The following is a 26,459-nucleotide window of genomic DNA, read 5'->3' as shown; positions in this document are numbered from 1 at the left end:
AGGTACAGAGGTGCGTACCTATCCTTCTCATGATATTCTGCTGTCACCCCTCTCTCGGCAATGTTATTAGCATGTTATTTAAATTACTTCGCTCAGCATTTATCGGCATTCTGGTTGCTATCGTCCTGCTTATCGTTATGCGTTTTTTTGGTAACGGCAGCTCCAGTAATGATGCTCCGACCAATAGCCAAGAGTCCGTATTCAGTTTTAGCCCCGGTGTCCGTCGCGCAGCCCCAGCCGTAGTCAATGTGTATAACCGAAACTCCCAAACCCAGGGACGTAAAGACTTCACGACGCTAGGTTCCGGAGTCATTATGAACCAACGTGGTTATATTCTGACTAATCGACATGTCATTAGTAATGCTGACCAAATTATTGTTGCCTTACAAGATGGTCGTTTTTACGAGGCAACGCTGGTTGGGTCGGACGCACTGACCGATCTAGCTGTACTCAAAATTGCTGCGCCTACCCTACCGGTTATCCCAATCAATCCTAAGCGTGTGCCGCATATCGGCGACGTCGTCATGGCAATTGGTAATCCATACAATTTGGGACAAACAGTCACCCAAGGAATTATCAGCGCCACAGGTCGTATCGGGTTAAGTTCCTCTGGCCGTCAAAACTTCCTACAAACTGATGCCTCCATTAATCAGGGAAATTCAGGTGGAGCGTTAATCAATTCATTGGGTGAACTAATGGGAATAAACACGCTTACCTTCGATAAAAGCAACGACGGTGAAACACCTGAAGGAATTGGTTTCGCTATTCCAACCCCCTTAGCTGTAAAAATTATGAATAAACTTATTCGTGATGGTCGTGTCATTAGAGGTTTTATTGGTATCACTGGACGAGAAATTCCTCCCATGCATGAACAGGGAAATAGTTATGAAAAGCTACAAGGAATTATCGTGACCAAAGTGACAGGGCCTGCTGAACAAGCAGGTATTAAAGCCAACGATCTGCTACTCAGTGTCGACGATAAACCCGCCATTTCCGCACAGGAAACCATGGATCAAGTCGCCGAGATCCGTCCCGGCTCTGTCATCGATGTGAAGATTCTACGAAATGGGCAAAAGAAAGTCCTGCCTGTTACGATTCAAGAGTTTCCTCAAGACAGTAACTAGACTTATAGGGATGATACGACTTAGCCATGATGACTTTCTATGCATAATAAATCGATTTTTTTAGCAGGTAGTTTAACGATTTCTTAGTAATTAATTCTGGTCTTAGTGTAAAATACAGTCTGATTCATCCCTCTATCGTTAATGAATGAGATATAATCTTTTATAAAAATAATCATTAAGATTAATTCTCTATAACTTATTTTTACACGCAGAGAGATTATTGAATAAAAATGCAGCAAGATGCATAATAATCTTATCTCCTCTATTTTAAAGGTTTATTATGCGAACCCCTTCTAAACAAGATGATCTCGTACGCGCCTTTAAGGCACTACTCAAAGAAGAAAAATTTAGCTCTCAAAGCGAAATTGTTCATGCATTACAAGAAGATGGTTTCCAAAATATTAACCAGTCAAAAGTCTCACGTATGCTGACAAAATTTGGTGCGGTCAGAACACGTAATGCAAAAATGGAAATGGTCTATTGCCTCCCTGCCGAATTAGGGGTTCCAACCACCAGCAGTCCATTAAAAAACTTAGTGACGGATATTGATTATAACGATGCACTCGTCGTCATTCGTACCAGCCCAGGGGCTGCACAACTTATTGCTCGCTTATTAGATTCATTGGGTAAATCTGAAGGGATCCTTGGGACCATTGCAGGCGACGATACTATCTTTATCACACCCTCACGCGGATTCACGGTTAAAAAGCTCCATGCCGTTGTACTCACGCTGTTTGAACAAGAACTGTAAGTCAAGGATCGTTGCGATGGCTAACGCTGTCGTTATCAGGGAAAGTGGCAGCCAACACCAATGTCGACTGCCAACTTAGCAGAACCCTAAATATTGATCATCGTTGACTGGTAACGCGTTAAAATATCCGTTAAACGATGTACCGACTCTTTAACGGTTACTGATACGTCGTACTCCTCCAACAGCTGTTCATATTTTTCTAACTCTTGAATAAGCTGCGTATAATAGAACTCTTTCTTTTCAACGCTCCGGGCGGCGATCACTTTATCCCCCGTTCCACGTAAACGCTGATGGAATGCGGAGAGCTCAGGACTGGGCGGAATCGAAAATCCTCGCAGTCGTTGCTGACTAATAATCAGCGTCAAGGCCAATCGATACTTGTTCAAATCACCAGGAAACATATTTAGCAGTAAAAAAAGCTGTTGATATAACGCTGGCAAATGATTCTCACGACGACGAGAAGGATTGGTGGTTAACGATGAAACAGCCGCATACATAAAACGGTTTAGAATCTTACGACCCGTTTTTGCTTTAGACTTATCTCTGATCAGTAATATCACCATTAATGACAAGAAACAGCCGATCATTTGGCCCAGAGAGTTATCTAAAAATGACTCAATGGGGAAGGTAATCGGATTACTCAAGACGATGACATTTAACGTTCCAATGAATCCCCCTAAGGCACCGACTTGTCGACGCTGTATCAATGCACCCGCAACAAACGCCAGTAAACCAATAATTAAGCACAATAAAAAAATACTTTGCTGGGTGCTGGGCATCAAATAAGCGTAATACAACAATCCCACCGGAAACGCAGCCGTCATCCCATAGAGAAAGTCTTTCGCCATCATTAATGGATTAGGGATCCGCATGGCTAACGCCGTCACAACCGCTAACATGATCATACAACCGCTGCCCGCGTTCCAGCCAGAGTAAAGCCAAAATAACACGCCGGAAAACGTTGCAACAAAAGTACGTATCCCATTAATCATGGCATGATGAGTTTCCGCTGAGCGAGGAGCCACAATATCCTCGCGACGTAAAATAGCCTCTTCTGTTCCATTCACTTTGACATTACTACGAATACCTTTTGACAGAAGGAGGTATTCAGAGGCTGCACTGACCCAGGTTGAAAGAGCCAGAGGAACAGACTCCTTCGGATACTCATGGATCAGTTTTCGCAACTCACGGACTTTAATGCGTAAATCAGCGATAGAAGCTACTTTCTGCTCAATCAGTTCCACAAATGCACTAGAAAGATATTCAGGATGAGCTTGTAGATTGAGATAAGTTTCCGTCGCGTGGGTGATCATAGTCAGTGAAAGAGTGTTCAGCATTTTCAAACGACGACTACTATTTTGCCAGTGTGAAGATTCCATTTTTAGTTGGCTACGCATACCGCTAAAAGCGCTGCTCCGAGCCACGAGACTACTCCACGCTTTATCAACCTCTTCTTTATCCTTCTGCCCGACACAGAACTGAAGAAGTTGGTACTGGGCAAGCAAAAGATGATCGACTTCTTGGTCTATGACTTTCTTAATTGAACGAGGTGAGAAAAAGATATCCGATAAAATCACACAGATAATACCGATAAAAATCTCGCTACAACGCTCAACCGCCAAGCGAGGCATTAATTCCATAGAACCAGAAGCGTTCGCAGAAATAATAATAATCAGTGCTGTGTAGCCTGCTAGGCCAAACGCATAAGAGTTATCCACCTTAACGAGGGACGATACCCAAACACAGAATCCAGCCCACAAACAACTTAAGAACAACATAATCATTGGCGCTCTAATCGTGGTCATCACAATGGCCAACGCCGCAACACAGCCTAGGAGCGTACCAATAATACGTAATAAACCACGATAGCGCAGTGCGCCTGAGTAAGGATCACCGCCTGCGGCAAAGGCTTGGCCCCCGGCGACAATCCCTGCGGTCATCACCGCCCAGCGCGGGGTTTCTAAATTAAAATAGAAACCCAGTAACATCGCTAACAGTACCGCAAAAGTTAATTTAACCGGGAAGCGTAAGAATTGAATCATAACGCCTCCCGATTATCCAAATTCACGCAGTCGATTCGTTAACTTTTGAAGTGGCGATGGCTGTGGATCGGGACGATCTTTTTCACCGGTAATAATAACCGTCGCTGTCGTTCCGGCTGGGAAGTGGTTACTTACTGGCTCATCAAGATGAATACGGACAGGAACACGTTGTGCTAAACGGACCCATTCTAAATTGGAGTCTACGCTCGCCAGTCCTTTAGTATCGTTTGAACTACTACTATTTTTTACCCCAGCTGCGACGCTTTCCACGGTTCCTCTGAGGGTTAAATTACTTCCCAATGGCGTGATTTCAGCGCGTAGTCCCGGACGTACCGCGTGTAGTTTGGTCTCTTCAAGATAAGCGGTTACATAGAAAGTACGATCTTTTACTAAAGCGACCACGACTGAGCCACGACTAATAAAATCCCCCCCGTACACATTAAGGTTTGTTATCCACCCGTCAGCAGGAGCCTTAACCGTGGCACGCTCGAGATCGATCTGAGCTAAATCTCGCGCAGCGGAGGCTTTCGCTAATTGATGCTCACTCGTTTGCAGATCATTATTCGCTTGTTCTACCGCTTCACGGGACAGAGCGATGGTACTCAGTTGGTTACGTCTTGCTGCTTCCCGACGTTTTTCAGCAACGACCGCTTGGTAATAATCAACGTCGGCTTGTGCTTCATCCAACGCTTCTTTGAAGCGAGGACGATCGATTTCAAACAGGGTATCGCCCTGTTTAACATACTGATTATCGTGAACATTCACATGCGTGATTAAGCCTGTAACGTCTGGAGCAATAGCCACCACATCCGCTGAGAATTTGGCGTCACGTGTCCAAGGCGATTCGGTATAATATACCCATGTACGAAAAATAATCACGATGGCAATAACCACCAGTACAAAGGTAATTGCATAGCGGGCCACTTTTTTTATTAACGTTTTCACTGAAACCTCAGACGATTAAGCACGAAACAAGATAAAACACACAGCAGTATAGAGCGGTGTTGACCAACGAAGGGTGCCAAACCAAATCATAGATGCCGGTTGGGGTTAGCACTTTTTTTACTAGCCAAAACACAATCAGAGATAAAATAAGCTCAACAAAAATAGGTGGAAATGAGAGCCCAAATATCACCAAAACTGGATGCACACTCATGTAAAATCCTTTAACACAATACCCAGCGGCGGCAATGCATGGGTGACGGGAAAGCGATAAGATCCATGATGACAATATATTCTGTCACATAGCTAACAAAAATAGGGTGGCTACCCTATAAGGATCTAAAACGTAACGCTAAAGATAACAACGACGATGCGAGAATAGAGAAATAAACTTTCATCAATGGCACTATAGTAACTTGTCTTAACGATCCTTTTCTATATTTCGTGAACTAAATCACTTTTAACTCAGAGTTAATAATGGAACGATTAAAAAGAATGTCTGTTTTTGCCAAAGTCGTCGAATTGGGCTCATTTACCGCGGTCGCACAGCAGATGCAGGTCAGCGTTTCTTCAATTTCTCAAACGATTTCTCGTTTGGAGGATGAATTAAACATTAAACTTCTTAATCGTAGTACACGGCGCATTGGCATGACACAAGCAGGGAAAATTTATTATCTCGGCTGCCAACGCATGCTAAATGAAGTGACACTGGTTCACGAACAATTGTATGAGTTTAATAATACCCCTGTTGGCACCCTACGCATTGGATGCAGTACAACGATGGCGCAAAATGTTCTTGCCCCTATCGCCGTAAATTTGCTCACTGATTACCCTGGCTTAGAAATCGATCTCATTACGGATAACCCGACACCAGATTTAATTACTCATGGCTTAGATCTGGTTTTAAGGACGGGGCACTTGGAGAACTCGACACTTTTCTCGCGACAAATTGGAGCCATGCCGATGGTGATTTGCGCCAGTAAAGAATATCTCAGTAAAATTACGCTACCTACCCATCACAGTGAGCTTTCCGCACTCTCTTGGTTGGAATACACGCTATCGCCTTATAATGAGATGGAGCTTACGACGCCAGACGGTGAGTTAATCCATCTGTCTCTGCGTGGTCGCTTCGCCACCAATGACCCACAAACTCTCGTACATTGGCTAAAATCTGGGGCAGGTATTGCCTATATGCCGATGATGTGGGTGATGGATGAGGTCAAACAAGGAAATATCAAAATTTTACTGCCCGATTACAGCGCCAAGCCGCGCCCCGTTCACGCACTGTATACTGAGAAAGATAAATTACCGCTAAAAGTGCAAATTTGTTTAGCGTTACTCACCGAGTATTTTAAGGAAATGGCAACACGCTACGAGCTTTTTCTGAGCAAAAGGTAGCCATGTTGGCTACCTTTATCGATGTTAAGCGGTTCCACCGACCGTTAAGCGATCGAGTTTGAGAGTCGGTTGCCCTACCCCCACAGGAACACTTTGCCCTTCCTTGCCACAAACGCCGACCCCTTTATCCAGAGCGAGATCATTACCCACCATAGAGATTTGTTGCATCGCTTCGATTCCTGACCCGATCAACGTGGCCCCTTTCACTGGCGATGTAATTTTGCCTTTTTCGATTAAATAAGCCTCAGACGTTGAGAACACAAATTTTCCTGAGGTAATGTCGACTTGGCCGCCTCCAAAGTTCGGTGCATAAATACCATACTCCACGCTATCGATAATTTCCTGTGGCGTCGATTGCCCAGCCAACATATAGGTATTTGTCATTCTCGGCATAGGTAAATGAGCGTAGGATTCGCGACGACCGTTCCCTGTAGGTGGCAGTCCCATTAAACGAGCATTTAATTTATCTTGGATAAACCCTTTCAGTATGCCTTTCTCAATCAATACATTGTATTGACCCGGTACTCCCTCGTCATCAATCGCAATTGAACCGCGTAACCCGCTCAACGTTCCATCATCGACCACCGTACAAAGTTCCGAGGCGACAAGTTGGCCCATCTGACCACTAAACATTGAGGTTCCTCGACGATTAAAGTCGCCTTCTAAACCATGACCTACTGCTTCGTGAAGCAGTACGCCTGGCCAACCGGCACCTAATACTACCGGGAAGGTTCCTGCCGGAGCTGCAATTGCCGATAAGTTGACTAACGCCATTCTGACCGCTTCTTTTGCCCAGCCGTCACAGCGTGCTTCACCTTGTTCATCCAGTAAGAAAAATTCGTATCCTGTTCTGCCGCCACCGCCGCAAGAACCATGCTCACGCTTACCATTTTCCTCAACTTGTACGCTTATCGATAAACGAACAAGGGGCCGAATATCCGCTGCAAACGTACCATCCGTCGCGGCAATCAAGACTTCTTCATAGACACCGGATAAGTGGGCGCTAACTTCTTGCACACGTGGATCAGCATCGCGGGCTACCCGATTAACCCGATGTAATAATGCAATTTTATCTTCGCGTGTCAGGCTATCCAGCGGATTGACCGCTGCATATAACGCTTTATGCTCAACTGCCGCTAGGGTTCGGATTTTTCCATTCCCTTGTTCCTGAACGATACTACGCGCCGCCGTCGCACTTTGTTCGAGAGCTTTTAACGTCAGCTGATCTGCATAAGCAAAACCGGTTTTTTCACCACTTATTGCACGGATACCCACACCTTGATCGATGTGCCAAGAGCCTTCTTTGATAATATTGTCTTCAAGGCCCCACGATTCATGCATACTCGACTGAAAATAGAGATCACCGTAGTCTAATTGACGCTCTGAAAGCTGGCTGAGCACACGAGAAAGATCTTGGTGCGTGATTGTATTTTGAGTTAGTAAATGCTCGCTAACCAAGTTCAGTTTCATAAATTCTCACTTTTTATTGGCGCCTTTGAGACAATATCTCACTTCGGCTATTTCATTCTTTACTTACGCAGAACTTCTTGCACAACAGGCTTGTCTAACGGGCCGGTAATACTGTAACGCAGTAAAGATATCTTACTCCAGATAGGGGACAATACTTTACTTGCAAGCACCACCGACGCGCCAACAATAGGATTGATAGCAAAGGCGGCGGCCACTCCAACAGGGACGGATATTTCTGGTGCCACCGTAGCCAGTAGATCAAACTGATGATGAACGAAGTCTACCGTTCCTTTCATACCTATATCCGCTTCAAGGCCATCGATATTGACATTTTCAGTGTGCAATATCCCGTTATTAATCCACGCAGTACCCTTAATACTATCGTAATAAAAACCGCTATCAAAAGTGCCTCTGAAGTCGAGACTCACTTTACGTAATAGCGCATCTATACTCAGTAGACGCAATACTTGTCCTGCTGTCCCTGTTTCCATATGGCGAAAAGCGCCTTTTCCGGCCGTCAGGGTCAAGAGTCCACTCAATGTTTGGATTGAGGGTCGCCACGGGACATCTTTCCAGTATAGGTCATAGCCTAACTGTAACGGCGTGTCACTGACGGGAACTGTTAAGCCAAACCAATGCGCGGCATCAGCAAGATTATCAGTACGTAAATGTCCTTTTAACGCAGTACGTGCTTGACCGGGCACTGTGTTCCATTCGCCCATTACGGATAGTCGGCTATGTCCCGTGTCAATGGCACCATCCCGCAATAATAAGGTATTCTGACTTACGCTCAATTTACCTTTCACTTGACCAAAATTTTGTCCGGCAAACCAGCAAGAGGTACAGTTGATATCAAGCTTCGGTAATTGGTTAATATCGATTTGTGTCGGACTCGACGGTACAGAAGTTTGCTGCATCGCAAGGGATAACGGAAATTGCGGATTATAGTAAAAATAACCAAGATTAAGCAGCCAAGGCTGTCCTGGACGAATTTGTAAACTCCCTCGACCCTCTTCACTGTCCAGCGTCAAATAAGGTTGAGAAAGTAATTTTTCTGCCGTAACGGTTAAATTACGCCACTGTTGCCCATAAAGAGTTAATGCAGGTGTTGTCAACTGTATGGTCGCAGGAAGCTGAAAAGGAAGACTATCCTGCCAACGCTCGGCGACAGGCCGAGCATGGGCAGTTTTTTTAGAGGGTACGGACGTGGTTGATCGCAGTTCCTGTAATAGCGTGATGAGTCGATTACCGTCCAGCGCCGGTAAGCTCACCCTCATTACTGAGGACTGTGGTAAAGATACCGACTCACTGTTCTCATTTGCCCATATGCCTTTCACTAACGCTAACTTAGGAGACAGGTTCCATTGCGTCGCAAAATGTTGCCGATGGTCGATTGCTCCAGAAACGTGCAACGTCGAAAGGTCACCCGTTGCTTGCACAGTGATCGGAAATGATTTCGTTTCTATCCCTAACGCATCCGGTAAACGCCCTTTTACCCTTGTCGCATCGCTTTGTAGGGTAATATGATAGTTTGCCCCCCCATCATGAGGCAGCGCGATTGTTATCTGACTTTGCCACGGTAACTCACCTTGTAACTGCTGCGATAACGCTTTTGGTATGGCATTCACCCTTTCTACTGCCCAGTTGCCATCTGCTTGGATATTAACGTCAAATTGTTTAGCGTTTTCTTGTGTTGAGAAAACCACATTTACCGGCTGCCCAAACCATTGAGCTGATATAGGCGTGCTGACTAACCGACCATTATTGTAGGTAAATTTACCCGTTACCCCTTTCATCCGGGTTTGTAAGGGTACGATAGTCAGTTGATTATTCTGTAAATTTACATCCCCTTTCGCGATGACCTCTTTACCATTAAGGGGTATCGTCAGTCCGAGATGACCATAAACCTCACCTTTTACATTGAGTTCGTCTAATGCACTACCGACACTGTTTGCCAGAGGAGTAGTCTTCATGTAGCGATGAATATCTTCCCCTTGACCGCGAATATCCCCATCGACCAAGAGCTCTTCTTTGTCATAGTCAGGAATAACTGCCGTCACATGCCGAACAGGAACCGCTCCTAACCTAATTGAAGGCGCATCCATCCATAACCCGTTATTCACAAAATTTAAATTAATATCGAGGGGAGATAGCGCAGGCCAATTTGGCTGGAAAGCAAAGGTTGCCTGTTTTAGCGGCACCGTCACTTGGAAAGTACCTTCATTATGGAGGAAAGGAAATTGATGAGGATTCCCTGCAAAGACTAAGGTTGCATTTCGAGCCTGACCACCTTGAATAGCGGTACTTAGGTAATGCACCAGTGCTTTAGGCATAATTTTGATTGGAAAATACCGCCACGCGTCAGCACCATTGTCCGTATTAATCCCGGCGAGTAATTGTAAATTAGGCGGTTGCTGAGGTGACTGCTGATAAGAGAAATCACCTTTTGCTTCAACCGATTTAGCTTTGATATACAGATCATGTCCCGAAAGAGAGAGAGCATCCTCACCCTTATTCCAAGAGAATCCCCCTACAAAGCGCTGTAACTCAATCGGTGCAAGTAGTTGCCCCTGTGAGGCGATAGCTTGCTGCCCCAACTCTATTTGTGTTTCGCCCTGTTCCACGCCGCCCGTCAAGGAGCCCGAAAAATCTTTGATAGCCGGGACCTGAGCTAATGCTTTCCAGCTTACGTCTCGCCATTTGGCTTCAATACGTGTGTGACGCAGGTCATCGAAGGGAATATCTGCCGCCAGCGTCATTAAGTGGCCTTGTGGCGCGGCCTGCTGCCAGAGTTTGGCATAGTCTGTGTATAAGGGAGAGAGCAACGGTACTAAAGGTGTGAGGCCCGCAATATCAATATTTGCCGCTCGCACTCTCATCATAGAATGCGTGGCGGGTAACCAAGGCTGCTGACTATCTGCTTGCCAATTAAAGGCGAGACTTCCTTTTGGCCAACGCTGCTGGTCAATCGAAATACCTGTATCAGGGATCGATAAGATAAACCCTTTTTCGACACGAGATAACCGCGCTGAAAGTTGGCTTAGTTCAAGCTGGTGGGCCGTTTGATTCCCTTCCTGCCATTGAGCATCACCGTGATTAATCACGACATCACCAGACGCCAATGTACCTTCTGAGAGATGGAGCCAGGCCATCAAGCTCAAATGGGCTTTCTTTAGGTTGGTATTTTCATTGACCCAACGACCTAACCAAGGTTTGGCATCGATATCATCAACTTTAAGCCAAATCGTTCCTTTGTCGAGAAGCTGTTCGTTGTCTTGTAAGTTTACGCGTAATTGCGCGGTACCATGCTGCCCTGTAAAACTACTCAGGTTGACAAGGCCTTCTGCTCGATGAAGTTTGCCTTCGTTAAACCAGGTTAGTGTTGGGATATTGAGGGTAACGCGTTGTCCTGATGGCGTCGGAAACTCCACAGAACTCTCTCGTAAAATAAAGTGATCAAAACGCTGTAAAAAGAGATTCTTAACTTTATTGCTGTCATACCCTGAATGAGAGGATGTGTCCTGTTCAGAAAATTGCTGAATAGAGAAATGTAATTGCCAAAAGGTAAGATCGCGAAATGTCAGGTTAGCATGCAACAATGATTGCCAAATATCGAGGGCCAGAGTGACATGTTTTATACGTAAGGTTGCACCATCGGCTAACGCTGCAGAAAAGTTTTCGACCTCCAACGTCGGCCCAAAATTTTTCCACTCACCCTGTAGTTTATCTGCGGAGAGATGAACACCTGCTGCTGTCGACGCTGCGCTAAGTAATTGTGAGCGATAATGGTTCATATGCGGCATAGCCAAACGCAAGGCTGTCACCATCAGTGCAGCCATTACGAGTAAAGCGGTAATGATACGTAACGTCCACTTCGATAGCCTGCTCACTGTCCCCTCACTCCACTCTCCATTGCCGATAATTACATCAGTACCACGTCAAACTGCTCTTGGGTATACAGGGGTTCAACTTGGACTTTCACGGACTTGCCAAGAAAGATTTCGACTTCCGCTAAGGCATGAGCTTCTTCATTCTTTAATGCTTCACACACTTTAGGCGATGCATAAACTAAATAACTGTCAGAGTCATAACTGTGATGGACGCGTACTATTTCACGCATAATTTCATAGCAAACAGTATCTGGGGTTTTTACCGTGCCTCGCCCCAAACACGTCGGGCATTTACCGCACAAAATATGCTCCAAACTTTCACGGGTTCGCTTACGTGTCATTTCCACGAGGCCTAGCGATGAAAACCCATTAATACTGCATTTGACACGATCTTTGCTCATCGCACTCTCAAGTGTATGTAATACTCGTCGACGGTGCTCTTCATTATTCATATCAATAAAATCAATAATAATAATACCGCCTAAATTACGTAACCGTAGTTGGCGAGCAATCACCTGAGTTGCTTCAATATTCGTATTAAAAATAGTCTCTTCAAGATTACGATGCCCAACAAACGCACCGGTATTAATATCAACAGTGGTCATCGCCTCAGTTTGATCAATAATTAAGTAACCCCCGGACTTAAGAGCAACTTTTCTATCCATCGCACGTTGAATTTCATTCTCGACGTCGTACAAATCGAATATAGGCTGCTTTCCGCTGTAATGCTCTAACTTTTCCGTCAGTTCAGGCACATATTCTGCGGTGAACTCCAACAGACTTTCGTATGTCGAAACCGAATCGACACGAATATGATCAAGGGGTGCTTCAACAAAGTCACGTAATACTCGTGCTGCAAGGGCAATTTCCCCATAGAGTTTAATGCGCGTTTGATGACGCTTTTTACGCTTACACACTTTTGCCCATAAACGTTTAAGAAATGCTGCATCACGTGCCAGCTCAGTATCGCTAATACCTTCTGCCGCAGTACGAATAATAAATCCACCTTGATCATCACAGTATTGATTGACCACTTTCTTTAGGCGTGTACGTTCGGCTTCACTTTCAATACGTTGAGAAACGCCTACATGTGAAGCACCAGGCATAAAAACAAGATAACGAGAGGGTAAAGTGATATCTGTCGTCAGACGAGCGCCCTTGGTACCCAGCGGATCTTTAACCACTTGAACCATAAGATCTTGCCCTGGTCTGACTAACTCAGAAATATTTTTAACATGGAATTTTTTTTGCTCTTCTCCTGCAACACACTCAGTATGGGGCACAATATCTGAAGCATGTAGAAAAGCTGACTTATCTAAACCAATATCGATAAAGGCCGCCTGCATCCCTGGTAGTACACGGCTCACACGACCTTTATAGATATTCCCAACAAGACCCCGTTTGGCTTCACGTTCAATATGAATTTCTTGCAGGATACCATTATCGAGATAAGCCACACGCGTTTCAGAAGGGGTAACATTTATCAGCAGTTCAGCAGTCATGGACACTCCTTATCGCTCTCGGTATTGTGAAAAGTCAGCTAATAACTCACGGGTTTCAACTAATGGCAGTCCAACAACCGCCGAATAACTTCCGTGAATTTGGCGGACAAAATTTCCACCCAGACCTTGAATACCGTAAGCACCGGCTTTATCCATCGGTTCTTGTGTCGCAATGTAGTGATTAATTTGCTGCGGAGTAAGCACGCAAAACTCAACGGCCGTCTTCACCCATACTGTTTGACTCTGGGAGTTCGTCGCGACAGTAACCGCCGTGATCACCTCATGGGTTTTGCCCGACAGCTGAGTCAGCATTTGAAATGCATGAGTCACCGATAGCGGCTTTTCTAAAACTTGGTTATTAAGAACAACTATTGTATCCGCGCCGAGTACAGGCATACTCTCTACGGCAACTGCGACGCCAGCACGCGCTTTGTCTTGCGATAAACGAACCACATAATCTTGTGGCCCCTCTTGGGGATGACGTTGCTCCATCACGTCTGTCTTTAGTCGCGTAAAAGGAACGCCTAATTGTGTTAATAATTCAGCGCGGCGAGGGGATGAAGAGGCAAGATAAATGGGATACATAAGCAGCCTTATTGAATCGAAAATTGATAACGGATTTTACGCATCAACAAAAATAGCCAAGGCCACAACAATCCATCGACCAGTGCACCGATAAAAATTTCTGGGCGGAAAGTAATATCTGTCACCATAAACTGAATCCAAAAGACCATGACATCGCTAACAAGGGAGAACAACACTACGACCCCAGCTTGCTGCCATAGTGCCAAATTCCGGAATAATTGAAAACGATACACGATCAGATATGCAATGATACTAAAGGTGAGTGCACGAACGCCCAAGGTCGCCCCGGAGAGCAAATCCATTACCGCACCCACAAAGAAACCAGTGCCGATATTCACACGATGCGGTAGCGCCAAAATCCAGTATAAAAGAAGCAGCAACATCCAAGATGGCCTGAACATATAATATTGTTCAGGCCAAGGCATTACCTGTAAAATCAACGCGATAATAAATGAAAGCCAAATTACCCAACTTCCTTGTCTACGATAGCGACTCAAGGACGCCCTCCTGGCACAGTTGAACGCCCAGTTATCGTTGGCGTACTCACTGCTGGACCTGAGACTGCTGGCTGCGCCGCACCCAGTGGCGATTTTCCTGTCGTAGGATCGGTCGTTGTGCTGGTGGGAACTTGCGGCATCATCTGCTGTAAACGCTCATTCGCCACTTGATTTACCTCTTGAGGCGTTGCCGGTACGCCAGATTTATTATCGTTATTCCACAATAGTAATAGATAGCGTAAACGTTGCAAGTCTGCAGCTGGACGAACCTCAATCACCGTAGTGGCGCGCTGGGTATCTGGGGTGACTGAAGCAACCACGCCAACCGGGTATCCCTCCGGGAATCGCCCACCCAGTCCTGATGTCACCAAAACATCGCCGACTTTCACATCCGCATTACCCGTCAAATGTTCAAGTTGTAAATTTTCACTACATCCATTTCCGGTAGCTATCGCACGTAAATCATTACGAAGAATCTGTACCGGTAAAGCATGTGAACCATCGCAAATCAGAAGCACTCGGCTAGAGAATTGTGCGACAGCGATCACTTGACCGACAACACCTTTGTCACTAATAACCGGCTGACCTTCGTAGACACCGCTGCTAGCACCTTTATCGATAACCACTTGATGACTGTAAGGATCGGTCGCTTCTGAAATAACCTGAGTCACCATTTTGTGCTCATCTTGGCGTAGCGGCGATCCCAACAATTCCCGCAAACGAACATTTTCTTGACGATATTGCCCTAACAGCAGCAATTGGCTGTTTTTTAGCCGCAACTCACGTTGTAAGGCAAGATTTTCTTGTTCGAGTGTTTGACGAGAGGTGAAAGCATCTGCCGTACTATCAAGAAAACGGCGAGGGCCATCAGCCATAAAGTAAAATGGGCTGACCGAGGTGTCGAGGTAGTCACGTATCCCGCGAAAAGAGCTAACATGACTATCAGTAATGATAACTGCTATAGCCGCCAATACAGCTAATACTAAGCGTATCTGCAGAGAGGAACCTCTGCTAAAAATCGGCTTCATAAAACCCTGCGTGTTTTTAACAAAAAACAAGGGAGCGCGTTTCTATGCACTCCCCAAGGCCGGAAAGATGATCCTACTGAATACAGAGTAGTGCATAAGCTCAGATTCAGCGAATGGTCTATTACTCTTCGCTAAAGAGATCGCCGCCGTGAATATCAATCATCTCCAGTGCCTTACCGCCGCCGCGCGCAACACAAGTCAGCGGGTCTTCGGCAATGACAACGGGAATTCCTGTTTCTTCAATCAATAAACGGTCAAGGTTACGCAGCAAAGCGCCACCACCCGTTAAGACCATCCCACGCTCTGAAATATCAGAGGCGAGTTCAGGTGGACACTGCTCCAAAGCGACCATTACTGCACTGACAATGCCAGTAAGCGGTTCTTGAAGTGCTTCGAGGATTTCGTTGGAGTTAAGTGTAAACCCACGCGGCACACCCTCTGCAAGATTACGTCCACGAACTTCAATTTCCAACACTTCATCACCCGGATAAGCAGAGCCGATTTCATGCTTAATACGCTCAGCCGTCGCTTCACCAATTAATGCGCCATAATTGCGACGTACGTAGTTAATAATCGCCTCATCGAACCGATCACCACCGACACGTACGGACGCTGAGTAGACGACGCCGTTAAGGGAGATTACCGCTACTTCTGTCGTACCCCCTCCGATATCAACCACCATTGACCCTGTCGCTTCGGAAACAGGTAAACCTGCGCCAATTGCAGCAGCCATTGGTTCTTCGATAAGGAATACTTCACGTGCACCGGCACCTAATGCCGATTCACGAATCGCTTTACGCTCTACCTGCGTCGCACCAACCGGTACACAGACCAATACACGTGGGCTCGGACGCATAAAACTATTGCTATGCACTTGCTTAATAAAGTGTTGTAACATTTTTTCTGTCACAAAAAAGTCGGCAATAACACCGTCTTTCATCGGACGAATTGCGGCAATATTACTGGGGGTACGACCTAGCATCTGCTTGGCTCCTTGTCCTACCGCAGCAACGCTTTTTGGTGAGCCAGCTCTATCTTGACGAATTGCAACAACAGAGGGTTCGTTGAGGACAATACCTTGCCCTTTTACGTAAATCAGGGTATTGGCTGTACCCAAGTCAATGGACAGGTCATTAGAAAACATGCCGCGAAATTTTTTAAACATACTAGGGGGTAATCCTGCAAGCTGGGGGCGAAAATAAAATCCGCCTACTTTACCAACCACTCGAAGCAGCGACAAGGCGCAAATTCTGGGGCTTCGGTGAAAACTTTAAGTTAATTGACACTCAGTACTCGTCAAGCGCAACCCGCATAACAAATACCTTAAAAAACAATTCGTTATCCAAATATCAGCAAATTGAAAAAATGCATCGAGAAATAAAATCTAACACTTATCTGTGCTTTCTTCTGCTGACCACACAGTAAGGAAAAATCACGATGCTTTGCGATGGACAAACGTCGGGGGATTCTACTCTTATTTGGTGATATTTGCTCAACTTTTAGCGTAATTATTCAACATAAAATTGACACTAAACACTAGCCTTTCTTCAACTGGAGTATTTATAGCCAGGATATTTAAGAAGATTCTTTACGAATGTATTCTTAATCGACATCCTTTATGGAAAATATGTCAATAAGTTAACCTAAAAACTAATCGGTTTTAGGGGCTAAAATCGCCAAAACGTCGGTACTCATCAACTAAATGACGTTAAATACCGCTTTTTTTGAGTGTAACGAGTGACAAATAGAGTTGGGCAGAGTATTTTACGCAGTGCTTAACTATTGCAGGAGATACCCGCAAGATGGCTCATAAATTTCACATTTTGCTCCTCAACGGCCCAAACCTTAACTTGTTGGGAACTCGGGAGCCAGAAAAGTACGGTCGTGACACCTTAAACGATATTGTGTCATCACTGCAAATTCAGGCTCAGGAGTTGAACGTGCAATTAAGTCATTATCAATCGAATGCGGAGTCTACGCTGATCGATCATATTCACCTTGCTCGTGATAAAGTGGATTATATCATCATCAATCCAGCAGCATTTACGCACACAAGTATCGCGATTCGTGATGCTTTGCTAGCGGTCAGTGTTCCTTTTATTGAAGTGCACTTATCTAATGTGCATGCCCGTGAACCTTTCCGCCACCATTCATATCTTTCAGATATATCATCCGGCGTCATCTGCGGCCTTGGTGCTGACGGATATCGTTGGGCATTACATACAGCGGTCAACCGCCTGTTAAATTCAAATTAATATATAGAGTACGGAACCCACCATGGATATTCGTAAGATTAAAAAGTTAATCGAACTGGTTCAAGAGTCTGGTATTGCTGAATTAGAAATTTCAGAAGGCGAAGAGTCAGTGCGTATTAACCGTACACCGGCTAATACTGGTTACCCGATGATGCAACACTCTTATTCGGCACCGATGCAAACCGTACCCGCTGTTGCGACTGCAACAACCGAGACGCCTGCCACGCCAGCTACCGCAGCTCCAGAAGTGACCGGGCACATTGTTCGCTCACCCATGGTTGGGACTTTCTACCGTACACCAAGCCCTGATGCTAAGGCTTATATCGAAGTCGGTCAAAAAGTTAACGTCGGTGACACACTGTGCATCGTTGAAGCGATGAAGATGATGAACCAAATCGAAGCCGATAAAGCCGGTGTGGTAAAAGCGATTCTTATCGAGAGCGGTCAACCGGTGGAATTCGACGAGCCAATGGTCATCATCGAATAACGAGGTTTCTATGCTGGAAAAAATTGTTATCGCAAACCGTGGTGAAATTGCACTGCGTATTTTACGTGCCTGTAAAGAGCTCGGTATTAAAACTGTCGCTGTTCACTCCACGGCTGACCGTGAATTAAAGCACGTTCTGATGGCGGACGAGACTGTCTGTATTGGCCCTGCCCCATCGGTCAAAAGCTATTTGAATATCCCAGCCCTGATTTCTGCGGCTGAGATTACCGGTGCCGATGCGATTCACCCAGGTTATGGGTTTTTATCTGAAAATGCCGACTTTGCTGAACAAGTAGAGCGTTCAGGTTTCGTGTTTATTGGCCCTAAAGCTGAGACGATTCGCCTAATGGGTGATAAAGTTTCTGCGATCAATGCAATGAAAAAAACCGGTGTCCCTTGTGTGCCTGGATCAGATGGCTCGCTGGGCGACGATATGGACAAAAACCGTCAAATTGCTAACCGTATCGGCTACCCGATCATTGTCAAAGCCTCAGGCGGCGGCGGCGGGCGTGGGATGCGTGTCGTTCGTAGTGATAAAGACCTTGAAACGTCCATTAAAATGACCCGTGCGGAAGCGAAAGCAGCTTTCAATAACGATATGGTCTATATGGAAAAATATCTCGAGAATCCACGTCATATCGAGATTCAAGTTCTTGCTGACGGTCAAGGCCAAGCTATCTACCTTGCTGAACGTGACTGTTCAATGCAACGTCGTCACCAAAAAGTCGTTGAAGAAGCCCCAGCACCAGGTATTACCCCTGAACTGCGTAAGTTTATCGGTGATCGCTGTGCTAAGGCTTGTATCGACATCAACTACCGGGGTGCGGGAACATTTGAATTCTTATTTGAAAATGGCGAATTCTATTTCATCGAAATGAATACCCGTATTCAGGTAGAACATCCGGTAACTGAAATGATCACCGGTGTTGACCTGATCAAAGAACAGCTCCGTATTGCGGCTGGTCTGCCACTCAGCATCAAACAAGAAGATGTCGACGTCGTGGGCCATGCCATTGAGTGTCGTATCAATGCCGAAGATGCGAATACTTTCCTACCTAGCCCAGGGTTAATTACCCGTTTCCACTCACCGGGTGGTTTTGGGGTTCGTTGGGAATCGCATATCTACGCAGGCTATACCGTTCCGCCTCACTACGATTCCATGATCGGAAAACTGATCACTTATGGTGAAACGCGTGACGTTGCAATTGCCCGGATGAAAAATGCACTGGCTGAATTAATCATTGATGGGATTAAAACCAACATTGACTTACAGCTACGCATTATGAACGATGAGAACTTTGCAAAAGGTGGAACGAATATCCACTATTTAGAAAAGAAACTCGGTCTTCAAGAAAAGTAATTGCCTTACCCACTCTTATCAAGGCCGGTCTGACCGGCCTTTTTCTTTGGTCAACTGTGAGGACAACAATGGATCCTCGTTTTGCACAAGCACATAAAGAAGCTCGCTGGTCTTTACTTCTCAGCCTAGGATGGATAGCCCTCTGGATTACCACAGCCTATTTCGGCGGCCAACAGATCGGTGTTTTTGGATTTCCTCGCTGGTTTGAATGGTCATGCTTATTTGCACCAGCGCTGTTTATTTTCCTCTGCTGGATGATGGTGCGATACCTCTTTACTGACCTGCCGCTAGAGGACTAACCCAATGAATACTCATGTACTCATTCCTTTAATCATCTATTTACTGCTTGTCGTGGTTATTTCCATCGTTGCCATGGTGCAACAAAAACGCGCCGATGGCCCGTTTCTCACTGAATATTTTCTCGGTGGACGTACGATGAGTGGATTTTTACTCGCGATGACATTAACCACCGCTTATATCAGTGCCAGCTCATTTATTGGCGGTCCCGGCGCTGCTTATCAATATGGCTTAGGCTGGGTGATGATCGCCATGGCACAAGTGCCGACGGTGTTATTATCACTCGGCGTACTCGGCAAAAAATTTGCGATTCTTGCTCGACGCTATCAGGCTATAACGCTTAACGATATTTTGTATGCACATTATCGAAGCCATTGGGTCGTAGGAATCGCCAGTCTCACACTGTTGCTCGCCTTTATTGCTATCATGACCGTACAATTTATTGGCGGAGCACGCTTGCTGGAAACCGTTGTCGGTATTCCCTATACCCACGGATTACTGATCTTTGGCGCAATTATTGCTCTCTACACCTCATTAGGTGGCTTTAGGGCGAGTGTATTAAATGATGTCTTACAAGGCTTAGTGATGCTTGTGGGGACTGGCCTCCTACTTTTCGCAGTGATTCATGCAGCCGGGGGGAGCGCACAAGCTATAGAGCAGCTAAAGCATATCGATCCTCAACTAATTACATTGCATGGTGAAGGCAATGTCATTACACCCAGCCTTATTATGTCGTTTACCGTTCTCGTCTGCTTCGGAGTCCTGGGTTTACCGAATACGGCGATCCGATCGATCTCTTATAAGGATAGCCGATCGATGCATCGTGGTATTCTGATAGGTAGCCTATTATTAACCCTGTTAATGCTTGGAATGCACTTATCTGGCGCTCTCGGGCGGGCTCTCTTGCCGAACTTAACGGTTCCCGACCAAGTTATCCCAACCTTGATGATAAAGGTGTTACCGCCTTTCGCCGCAGGGATCTTTTTAGCCGCACCAATGGCAGCGATGATGTCAAACATCAACGCTCATCTATTACAGGCTTCAGCCACTCTGGTAAAAGATCTTTATCTTCGTCTACGCCCTACTTACGTAACGCAAGAAAAACACCTTCGTCGTCTATCCATCAGTTTCACGTTTTTATTAGGGGTCGCTGTAATTATTGCTGCTTGGCATCCCCCGCAAATGATTATTTGGTTAAATTTACTCGCTTTTGGTGCATTGGAAGCCGTATTTTTATGGCCTTTAGTGCTCGGACTTTACTGGCGAAATGCCAACGCCTATGGTGCAATAAGCGGTATGTTAGTCGGTGCGGTGCTTTACAGTTTGTTAGCGAGTTTTTCAGTACACCTTTTTGGGTTACATCCCATCGTCCCAGCATTAATTGCAAGTTTACTGTCCTTTATTATCGCTAATCATGTCGGACAGCGCCTTGCGCCAACGCCCTCTCATTAATAATGGAAATGCTATGCCTTGGATTCAAATTAAAATAAACACTTCGGGTACTAATGCCGAAGAATTAGCGGATGCTTTAGTCGAAACGGGCGCCGTTTCCGTCACGTTTCAAGATACCCATGATAATCCTGTCTATGAGCCACTACCGGGCGAAACCCGCTTATGGGGTGATACGGATATTATTGGTCTGTTTGATGCCGAAACCGATATGTCGATGATTGTCAGCATGATGGCCGCACACCCGCTGTTAGGTGAAGGATTTCACCACAAAATAGAACAAATCGAAGATAAAGATTGGGAGCGTGAATGGATGGATAACTTCCACCCTATGCGTTTCGGTGAACGTTTGTGGATCTGCCCCAGTTGGCGTGATGTACCCGATCCACATGCGGTCAATGTAATGTTAGATCCTGGCTTAGCCTTCGGAACGGGCACGCATCCGACCACCTCACTGTGTTTAACATGGTTAGATGGACTGGATCTCGAGGGAAAAACTGTCATCGATTTTGGCTGTGGCTCAGGCATCTTAGCGATTGCAGCACTTAAACTCGGTGCGGCAAAAGCAATTGGTATTGATATTGATCCACAAGCCATTCAGGCAAGTCGAGACAATGCAACACGTAACGGTGTAGCGGAGAAATTAGAGCTTTATCTTCCTGAACAACAACCGGAGCATCTACAAGCGGATGTCGTTGTCGCCAATATTCTTGCAGGCCCGCTGCGCGAACTCGCCCCTTTAATCCGAGTATTACCGGTATCAGGTGGCCATCTGGGGCTTTCTGGCATTCTGGCCAGCCAAGCAGACGGCGTGTGTGAAGCCTATGCTGAGTTTTTTGAACTCGATCCGGTGGCAGAAAAAGAAGAGTGGTGCCGAATTACCGGTAAGCGGAAATAAAAAAAAGGAATCGGAGAATCATTAAACTTTTATAGGCTGAATGATACCGATTCCACAATTAACACCTTTAATCAGCCAAATCCAGTTTTTTATTTCAAAAAAGGGCTTAAAAAAAAATAAAACTCGCCTACATAGGCATCAAAAATGAAGTTAACATACTGAATTAAAAGATAATTATTACTTAATAATTGTTATCGAGATCATATATTTTACTCATAACCACAAATTGTTCAAAGTTTGGCCTTTCATCTTCGGGAAAAAATGCGTAATATACGCCGCCTTGCGACCATTTAAGGCCACTTTTTACCCTATGCGCATTGGACACTACCAACTCCGAAATCGTTTGATTGCCGCGCCGATGGCAGGTATCACCGATCGGCCCTTTCGGACACTTTGTTATGAAAATGGCGCCGGATTGACAGTGTCTGAGATGTTATCGTCTAACCCACAAGTTTGGGCGAGTGATAAGTCTCGGTTACGTATGGTACACAGTGATGAGCCGGGTATTCGCTCAGTACAAATTGCAGGTTGTGACCCCGATGAAATGGCGGCAGCTGCCCGAATTAATGTAGATTCAGGTGCCCAAGTTATTGATATTAATATGGGATGCCCTGCAAAAAAAGTGAATCGAAAAATGGCAGGTTCTGCCCTACTCCAATATCCTCATATCGTAGAAGCGATTCTACGCGCGGTGGTTAATGGTGTGGATGTCCCTGTTACCTTAAAGATTCGTACTGGGTGGGACCCCGATAATCGCAATTGTGTTGAAATTGCCCAATTGGCTGAACGCTGCGGTATACAAGCCTTAACCATTCATGGCCGGACTCGCGCCTGCTTATTTAATGGGAAAGCTGAATACGACAGTATTCGGACAGTTAAGCAGAGTGTTTCTATTCCTGTTATCGCGAATGGAGACATCACTGACCCGCATAAAGCCCGAGCTGTTTTAGATTACACGGGAGCTGATGCTCTTATGATAGGACGAGCAGCTCAGGGAAGACCATGGATCTTCCGGGAAATCCAGCACTACCTGGACACAGGGGAGCTACTGGCACCAAAACCACTCGGTGAGGTGAAGTTAATGCTAATCGGACATATACGAGAGTTGCATGATTTTTATGGTCATGCCAAGGGATACCGTATTGCCCGAAAACATGTTTCTTGGTACTTACAAGAGCATGCTCCTGATGACCAGTTTCGGCGCTCATTCAACGCTATAGAGGATGCCAGTGAACAACTGGAAGCGTTGGAAGCATACTTCGAAAATCTGGCGTAAACGAAAAAAAAGAGCTCAAAGAACTATGTTCGAACAACGCGTAAATTCTGACGTACTGACCGTTTCAACTGTTAACTCACAAGACCAAGTCACCCAAAAACCATTGCGTGACAATGTTAAACAAGCCCTGAAAAATTATTTTTCACAGCTTAATGGTCAAGATGTTAACGAACTCTATGAACTGGTCCTGGCTGAAGTAGAACAGCCCCTGTTGGACATGGTAATGCAGTATACCCGTGGTAACCAAACTCGTGCAGCACTGATGATGGGTATCAACCGTGGTACACTGCGTAAGAAATTGAAAAAATACGGCATGAACTAATCTTCATTCGTAACTGATTTAAAAGAAAGGCATTATCTGCAAGGATAATGCCTTTTTTTATGGAAGTGGCTACATGGATGACTACGCATAAATTTGTAACATATAAACTATCCTATATATCAATATGTCAATTTTTAAAGATTATCCCTTCCCCCCTTTCCACTTGGTCAATGCTTTAGAGGATTGCCTAGAAACTATCAAGGAAGAAAGGTACCAATTAGGCAACGAGCTGTACAAAGAAGATTATAAGTACTCGCTAATACGGCTAGCAGCTGGGATAAATAAACTCATCCAAGTTGAAACTCAATTGCGATAGGAGCAAAAGGTATGGCCAAACTTAACCCTCTGAAAGATCAGGATGTACCATCCTGATTTCGTCTATACGCCTTATCCCCATATTAATATCGCAGCTTAATGCGATTGCGCCATAACCATCAATCCCTTCAGCCCCGGCGCTGGCTGCTTTACAGTAATCCTCACGATACTTCAACCACAGTTCCTGACTTCGGATAAACGCTTTCTTCATCTCTTCTCTCCGTCTTTTATCACCCATCCACCACTGGGTGTAATCGTAATCTGAGATCTCTTTTAATTTATCCTGATATACGGTATTTAATCTTTTTTCTGTCAGTTTACTTAGTGAACTCAGGCACTCACTGTCATTATCACCGTACTTTGCTGTGCAGGCAGTAGTTTCCTTATTTACGACAATACTGACTGGATTTTCTCCTGCATAAGAATTTATAGAAGAAACTGACAATACTGCACCAAAGATATAAGAAGAAAAATATCTAATCATTTTCTCAGACTCCTTATCCTTATTTCATTTCTTCGTAAATCGCGACTTAACGTTAAATCATTTTTAAGGTATTGTATTATTTCACTCCGAGAACCACCACGTGCCATTATTCTGACCATCTCTGGTGCGGTCCGATTGCCCTGGTAAATGGTATCGACAAACACATCGCGTATTATTTTATCCAGTTTGTACCAAGTAAGTGGATTATGAACATGACGTGAATTTCTTGAATATACACCTTTTGCATAGTTGAGTTTTTCTCTGTATACAATTTCAAAAAGTCTTATTTGCTGACTGTGCGTGATCTCACCAATAAGGGAGCCATAAACTTTTACAAACTGTCCGGCCTGACGTCCTTTAAGATGTGATGCTTTTGAACAGATAACAGCTTTATATTCCTCAATACCCGCCTGTCTGAGTGTTGAGGTTATCTCGCCACTACTACGGCTTCCCATATCATACCCCCGTCCGAGAGTAACACCAGATGATAATTTCGCAGGCCAGTGTAGTATACGGGAGAAACTCGGATAGCTTTGCTGTCTGAAAGGTTCCACTGCGGTAATGTAATCAATTCCTTGTGAATCAAATGTAACCTGCCCTTCACTTACCCAGAGAGAACCTGATGTGTGCTGTGGTCGCGGTCCTGGAGAGTACGCATTTTCCATTGCCTGCATAAAAAAACTATCAGTGGGGTGAACAAGCCCTGAAGGGGATAACGTCAACAAACGTTGATACCATATTACTGCCTGCTCGGTTTCCGGGCCGCATACTCCATCTACTCTGATAGTTCTTCCGGTAGAAAATTGATACCCAGCATTTATAATCATTTTCTGTATTTCTTTTACATCATCAGGATTATTGGTTCCGCAACTCCCAATAGTTCCTTTCAAGCAGTATATCCGGGGATTATAATATGACATTTATTTTTCCTTCCTTATGAATTTTTCATTCCATTTATACTCAAGGTTACTCAATATACGATCATCAACCAACAATAACGAATGATGTGCTGTTTTTTGATGCACCAATATATTTATAAAGCGTGGGCCTTGACACTGCCATTAATTCACATATTTGTGTGACTGTGTATTTTCCTTCATCATAAAGCTTAACAGTAATAGTCTGTTTGTCCTTACTCAGAAATTTTGGGCGTCCACAATAAAAAACAACGATTTAAAAAATTCATTTCTTCATAAACACATCAATTTTAATCTAGTTCAGCCAATTATGGTCCAGATAGCCGTTGTTCTCCATCCATAAATAAGTTTGATGTTTGACAAGATATAAAGTTAGAAAAACACAGACATAACGACCCAGCTTTCTAATTATTATCACGAAATAGAGTGTATGGCATTGAGATATTTTCCTACCAAAAAAACGCTTAACAAGTCGAGAGCGCTTAGACAGCTTGGGGAGGGGTTTTCGGCTGATTGTAACCCCCTAATAATGTTGAGTGAATAAAACAATATTGGCTACGATTATAAATCGCCATCCCCATATCATTCATTTTAGTAGCAAGAGAGCGTCTACAATCATGGAGGCCCCAAGGTTGCCCATGCCTTAATTTTTGCCAACATACTCTTCCCCATTGACTCACACTGGCAGAGCCTTTGATTTCTCCCAATAACAATCCAGTCTCTTTAAACTGCTGCTGGAGAGAAAGAATCAATGGTCGGAGTAATAATGGGATGGGACGAACAATACGTGTGTCTACTATGTTCACGTGGCACCGTCCAGACCCAGTTTTCTAAATCCCATTCGCTCCAGTTCGATAATCGAGCTTCTTGAGTGCGGCAGCCAAACACCATCAGTAATGATCATAGTAAGGGAGAAAACGCTCACTCGCCGTCAATTACCAAATATCGATTAACCCTTACTCAGTATAAATACGGTCACGCTTCGCCTATTTTTTTACCCACATCATTAATCGTTAAATCATTCAATACATTACTCACAGCATAATGGTAATCCCCCCATTTTTAACGGAGGCGATAAGTAGAATCAGTTAATACGTTGAATATGCTGCATTGGTGTGAAGCCATTCAGTGCCATATTCGGACGCTCGTGATTATAAAACCATTGCCAGC

At 44.9% G+C, this 26,459-nt stretch carries 25 protein-coding genes; 11 read left to right on the top strand and 14 right to left on the bottom strand.

Annotated elements, in window-relative coordinates:
* Positions 1-71 precede the first annotated feature (71 nt).
* Positions 72-1,124, top strand: a complete 1,053-nt coding sequence (gene degS, locus HGT73_RS00125; RefSeq protein ID WP_214211553.1) for an outer membrane-stress sensor serine endopeptidase DegS — start codon at positions 72-74, stop codon at positions 1,122-1,124.
* A gap of 280 nt (positions 1,125-1,404) precedes the next feature.
* Entirely contained in the window at positions 1,405-1,875 is a 471-nt protein-coding gene (gene argR, locus HGT73_RS00120; protein WP_048912807.1) for a transcriptional regulator ArgR, read from the top strand.
* 86 nt (positions 1,876-1,961) lie between these two features.
* Here argR and aaeB read toward each other — a convergent pair whose 3' ends face one another.
* The 3 genes from aaeB to aaeX are packed head-to-tail and all read right to left on the bottom strand — an operon-like array spanning position 1,962 to position 5,073.
* Positions 1,962-3,917: a p-hydroxybenzoic acid efflux pump subunit AaeB gene (gene aaeB / locus HGT73_RS00115; RefSeq protein WP_214211552.1), complete on the bottom strand. Its 1,956-nt coding sequence runs from the start codon at positions 3,915-3,917 to the stop codon at positions 1,962-1,964.
* Between the two features lie 12 nt (positions 3,918-3,929).
* Positions 3,930-4,862 carry a p-hydroxybenzoic acid efflux pump subunit AaeA gene (gene aaeA, locus HGT73_RS00110; protein WP_214211550.1) on the bottom strand — a complete coding sequence of 311 codons (933 nt, stop codon included), beginning with the start codon at positions 4,860-4,862 and terminating at the stop codon, positions 3,930-3,932.
* Between the two features lie 7 nt (positions 4,863-4,869).
* Positions 4,870-5,073 carry a p-hydroxybenzoic acid efflux pump operon protein AaeX gene (gene aaeX, locus HGT73_RS00105; RefSeq protein ID WP_214211549.1) on the bottom strand — a complete coding sequence of 68 codons (204 nt, stop codon included), beginning with the start codon at positions 5,071-5,073 and terminating at the stop codon, positions 4,870-4,872.
* A gap of 263 nt (positions 5,074-5,336) precedes the next feature.
* Between aaeX and aaeR the strand changes: the two genes are divergently transcribed.
* On the top strand, positions 5,337-6,257 hold the full coding sequence (aaeR, locus tag HGT73_RS00100; RefSeq protein ID WP_214211547.1) for an HTH-type transcriptional activator AaeR: 921 nt from the start codon (positions 5,337-5,339) through the stop codon (positions 6,255-6,257).
* A 24-nt stretch (positions 6,258-6,281) separates the two neighbouring features.
* Here aaeR and tldD read toward each other — a convergent pair whose 3' ends face one another.
* The 7 genes from tldD to mreB all read right to left on the bottom strand — a co-directional run bounded on the left by tldD (position 6,282) and on the right by mreB (position 16,394).
* Positions 6,282-7,727: a metalloprotease TldD gene (gene tldD, locus HGT73_RS00095; RefSeq protein WP_214211545.1), complete on the bottom strand. Its 1,446-nt coding sequence runs from the start codon at positions 7,725-7,727 to the stop codon at positions 6,282-6,284.
* Positions 7,728-7,786: 59 nt separating this feature from the next.
* On the bottom strand, positions 7,787-11,617 hold the full coding sequence (yhdP, locus tag HGT73_RS00090) for an AsmA2 domain-containing protein YhdP (RefSeq protein ID WP_214211543.1): 3,831 nt from the start codon (positions 11,615-11,617) through the stop codon (positions 7,787-7,789).
* Positions 11,618-11,649: 32 nt separating this feature from the next.
* Positions 11,650-13,119 (bottom strand): ribonuclease G, encoded by a 1,470-nt coding sequence (rng, locus tag HGT73_RS00085; protein WP_214211541.1) that lies wholly within the window; start codon positions 13,117-13,119, stop codon positions 11,650-11,652.
* Between the two features lie 9 nt (positions 13,120-13,128).
* Positions 13,129-13,704 (bottom strand): Maf family protein, encoded by a 576-nt coding sequence (locus HGT73_RS00080; RefSeq protein WP_214211539.1) that lies wholly within the window; start codon positions 13,702-13,704, stop codon positions 13,129-13,131.
* Between the two features lie 8 nt (positions 13,705-13,712).
* The gene (gene mreD, locus HGT73_RS00075) at positions 13,713-14,201 is read right to left on the bottom strand and encodes a rod shape-determining protein MreD (RefSeq protein ID WP_214211537.1); all 489 of its coding nucleotides are present in this window, start codon (positions 14,199-14,201) and stop codon (positions 13,713-13,715) included.
* Positions 14,198-15,229 (bottom strand): rod shape-determining protein MreC, encoded by a 1,032-nt coding sequence (gene mreC / locus HGT73_RS00070; protein ID WP_214211535.1) that lies wholly within the window; start codon positions 15,227-15,229, stop codon positions 14,198-14,200. The genes mreD and mreC overlap by 4 nt, the downstream gene beginning before the upstream one ends.
* Positions 15,230-15,350: 121 nt before the next feature.
* Entirely contained in the window at positions 15,351-16,394 is a 1,044-nt protein-coding gene (gene mreB / locus HGT73_RS00065; protein ID WP_048912818.1) for a rod shape-determining protein MreB, read from the bottom strand.
* A 637-nt stretch (positions 16,395-17,031) separates the two neighbouring features.
* Between mreB and aroQ the strand changes: the two genes are divergently transcribed.
* The 8 genes from aroQ to fis all read left to right on the top strand — a co-directional run bounded on the left by aroQ (position 17,032) and on the right by fis (position 23,573).
* Positions 17,032-17,484 carry a type II 3-dehydroquinate dehydratase gene (aroQ, locus tag HGT73_RS00060; RefSeq protein ID WP_214211533.1) on the top strand — a complete coding sequence of 151 codons (453 nt, stop codon included), beginning with the start codon at positions 17,032-17,034 and terminating at the stop codon, positions 17,482-17,484.
* Between the two features lie 22 nt (positions 17,485-17,506).
* A complete protein-coding gene (accB, locus tag HGT73_RS00055; protein WP_214211531.1) occupies positions 17,507-17,971 on the top strand; it encodes an acetyl-CoA carboxylase biotin carboxyl carrier protein in 465 nt (154 codons plus the stop codon).
* Between the two features lie 10 nt (positions 17,972-17,981).
* On the top strand, positions 17,982-19,331 hold the full coding sequence (accC, locus tag HGT73_RS00050) for an acetyl-CoA carboxylase biotin carboxylase subunit (protein ID WP_214211530.1): 1,350 nt from the start codon (positions 17,982-17,984) through the stop codon (positions 19,329-19,331).
* A gap of 68 nt (positions 19,332-19,399) precedes the next feature.
* On the top strand, positions 19,400-19,630 hold the full coding sequence (locus HGT73_RS00045) for a DUF997 family protein (protein WP_214211528.1): 231 nt from the start codon (positions 19,400-19,402) through the stop codon (positions 19,628-19,630).
* Between the two features lie 4 nt (positions 19,631-19,634).
* Positions 19,635-21,080 carry a sodium/pantothenate symporter gene (gene panF, locus HGT73_RS00040; protein ID WP_214211526.1) on the top strand — a complete coding sequence of 482 codons (1,446 nt, stop codon included), beginning with the start codon at positions 19,635-19,637 and terminating at the stop codon, positions 21,078-21,080.
* Positions 21,081-21,093: 13 nt separating this feature from the next.
* Positions 21,094-21,975, top strand: a complete 882-nt coding sequence (gene prmA / locus HGT73_RS00035) for a 50S ribosomal protein L11 methyltransferase (protein WP_214211524.1) — start codon at positions 21,094-21,096, stop codon at positions 21,973-21,975.
* Positions 21,976-22,285: 310 nt separating this feature from the next.
* Positions 22,286-23,251, top strand: a complete 966-nt coding sequence (gene dusB, locus HGT73_RS00030) for a tRNA dihydrouridine synthase DusB (RefSeq protein WP_214211523.1) — start codon at positions 22,286-22,288, stop codon at positions 23,249-23,251.
* Between the two features lie 25 nt (positions 23,252-23,276).
* Positions 23,277-23,573, top strand: a complete 297-nt coding sequence (gene fis, locus HGT73_RS00025) for a DNA-binding transcriptional regulator Fis (RefSeq protein ID WP_048912826.1) — start codon at positions 23,277-23,279, stop codon at positions 23,571-23,573.
* Positions 23,574-23,910: 337 nt separating this feature from the next.
* Here fis and HGT73_RS00020 read toward each other — a convergent pair whose 3' ends face one another.
* The 4 genes from HGT73_RS00020 to HGT73_RS00005 form a co-directional block, all read right to left on the bottom strand.
* The gene (locus HGT73_RS00020) at positions 23,911-24,372 is read right to left on the bottom strand and encodes a lysozyme inhibitor LprI family protein (RefSeq protein WP_214211521.1); all 462 of its coding nucleotides are present in this window, start codon (positions 24,370-24,372) and stop codon (positions 23,911-23,913) included.
* Positions 24,369-25,292 (bottom strand): peptidoglycan-binding protein, encoded by a 924-nt coding sequence (locus tag HGT73_RS00015; RefSeq protein ID WP_214211520.1) that lies wholly within the window; start codon positions 25,290-25,292, stop codon positions 24,369-24,371. The genes HGT73_RS00020 and HGT73_RS00015 overlap by 4 nt, the downstream gene beginning before the upstream one ends.
* Positions 25,293-25,356: 64 nt before the next feature.
* The gene (locus tag HGT73_RS00010) at positions 25,357-25,545 is read right to left on the bottom strand and encodes a helix-turn-helix domain-containing protein (protein ID WP_214212071.1); all 189 of its coding nucleotides are present in this window, start codon (positions 25,543-25,545) and stop codon (positions 25,357-25,359) included.
* Between the two features lie 226 nt (positions 25,546-25,771).
* The gene (locus tag HGT73_RS00005; protein ID WP_214211518.1) at positions 25,772-26,095 is read right to left on the bottom strand and encodes a site-specific integrase; all 324 of its coding nucleotides are present in this window, start codon (positions 26,093-26,095) and stop codon (positions 25,772-25,774) included.
* Positions 26,096-26,459: the final 364 nt, after the last annotated feature.

This window comes from Rosenbergiella australiborealis, from assembly GCF_018494035.1.
Lineage (GTDB): Bacteria > Pseudomonadota > Gammaproteobacteria > Enterobacterales > Enterobacteriaceae > Rosenbergiella > Rosenbergiella australiborealis.
Note: the sequence above shows the minus strand (reverse complement) of the source record. Positions and strands in the feature narration are given on the sequence as shown.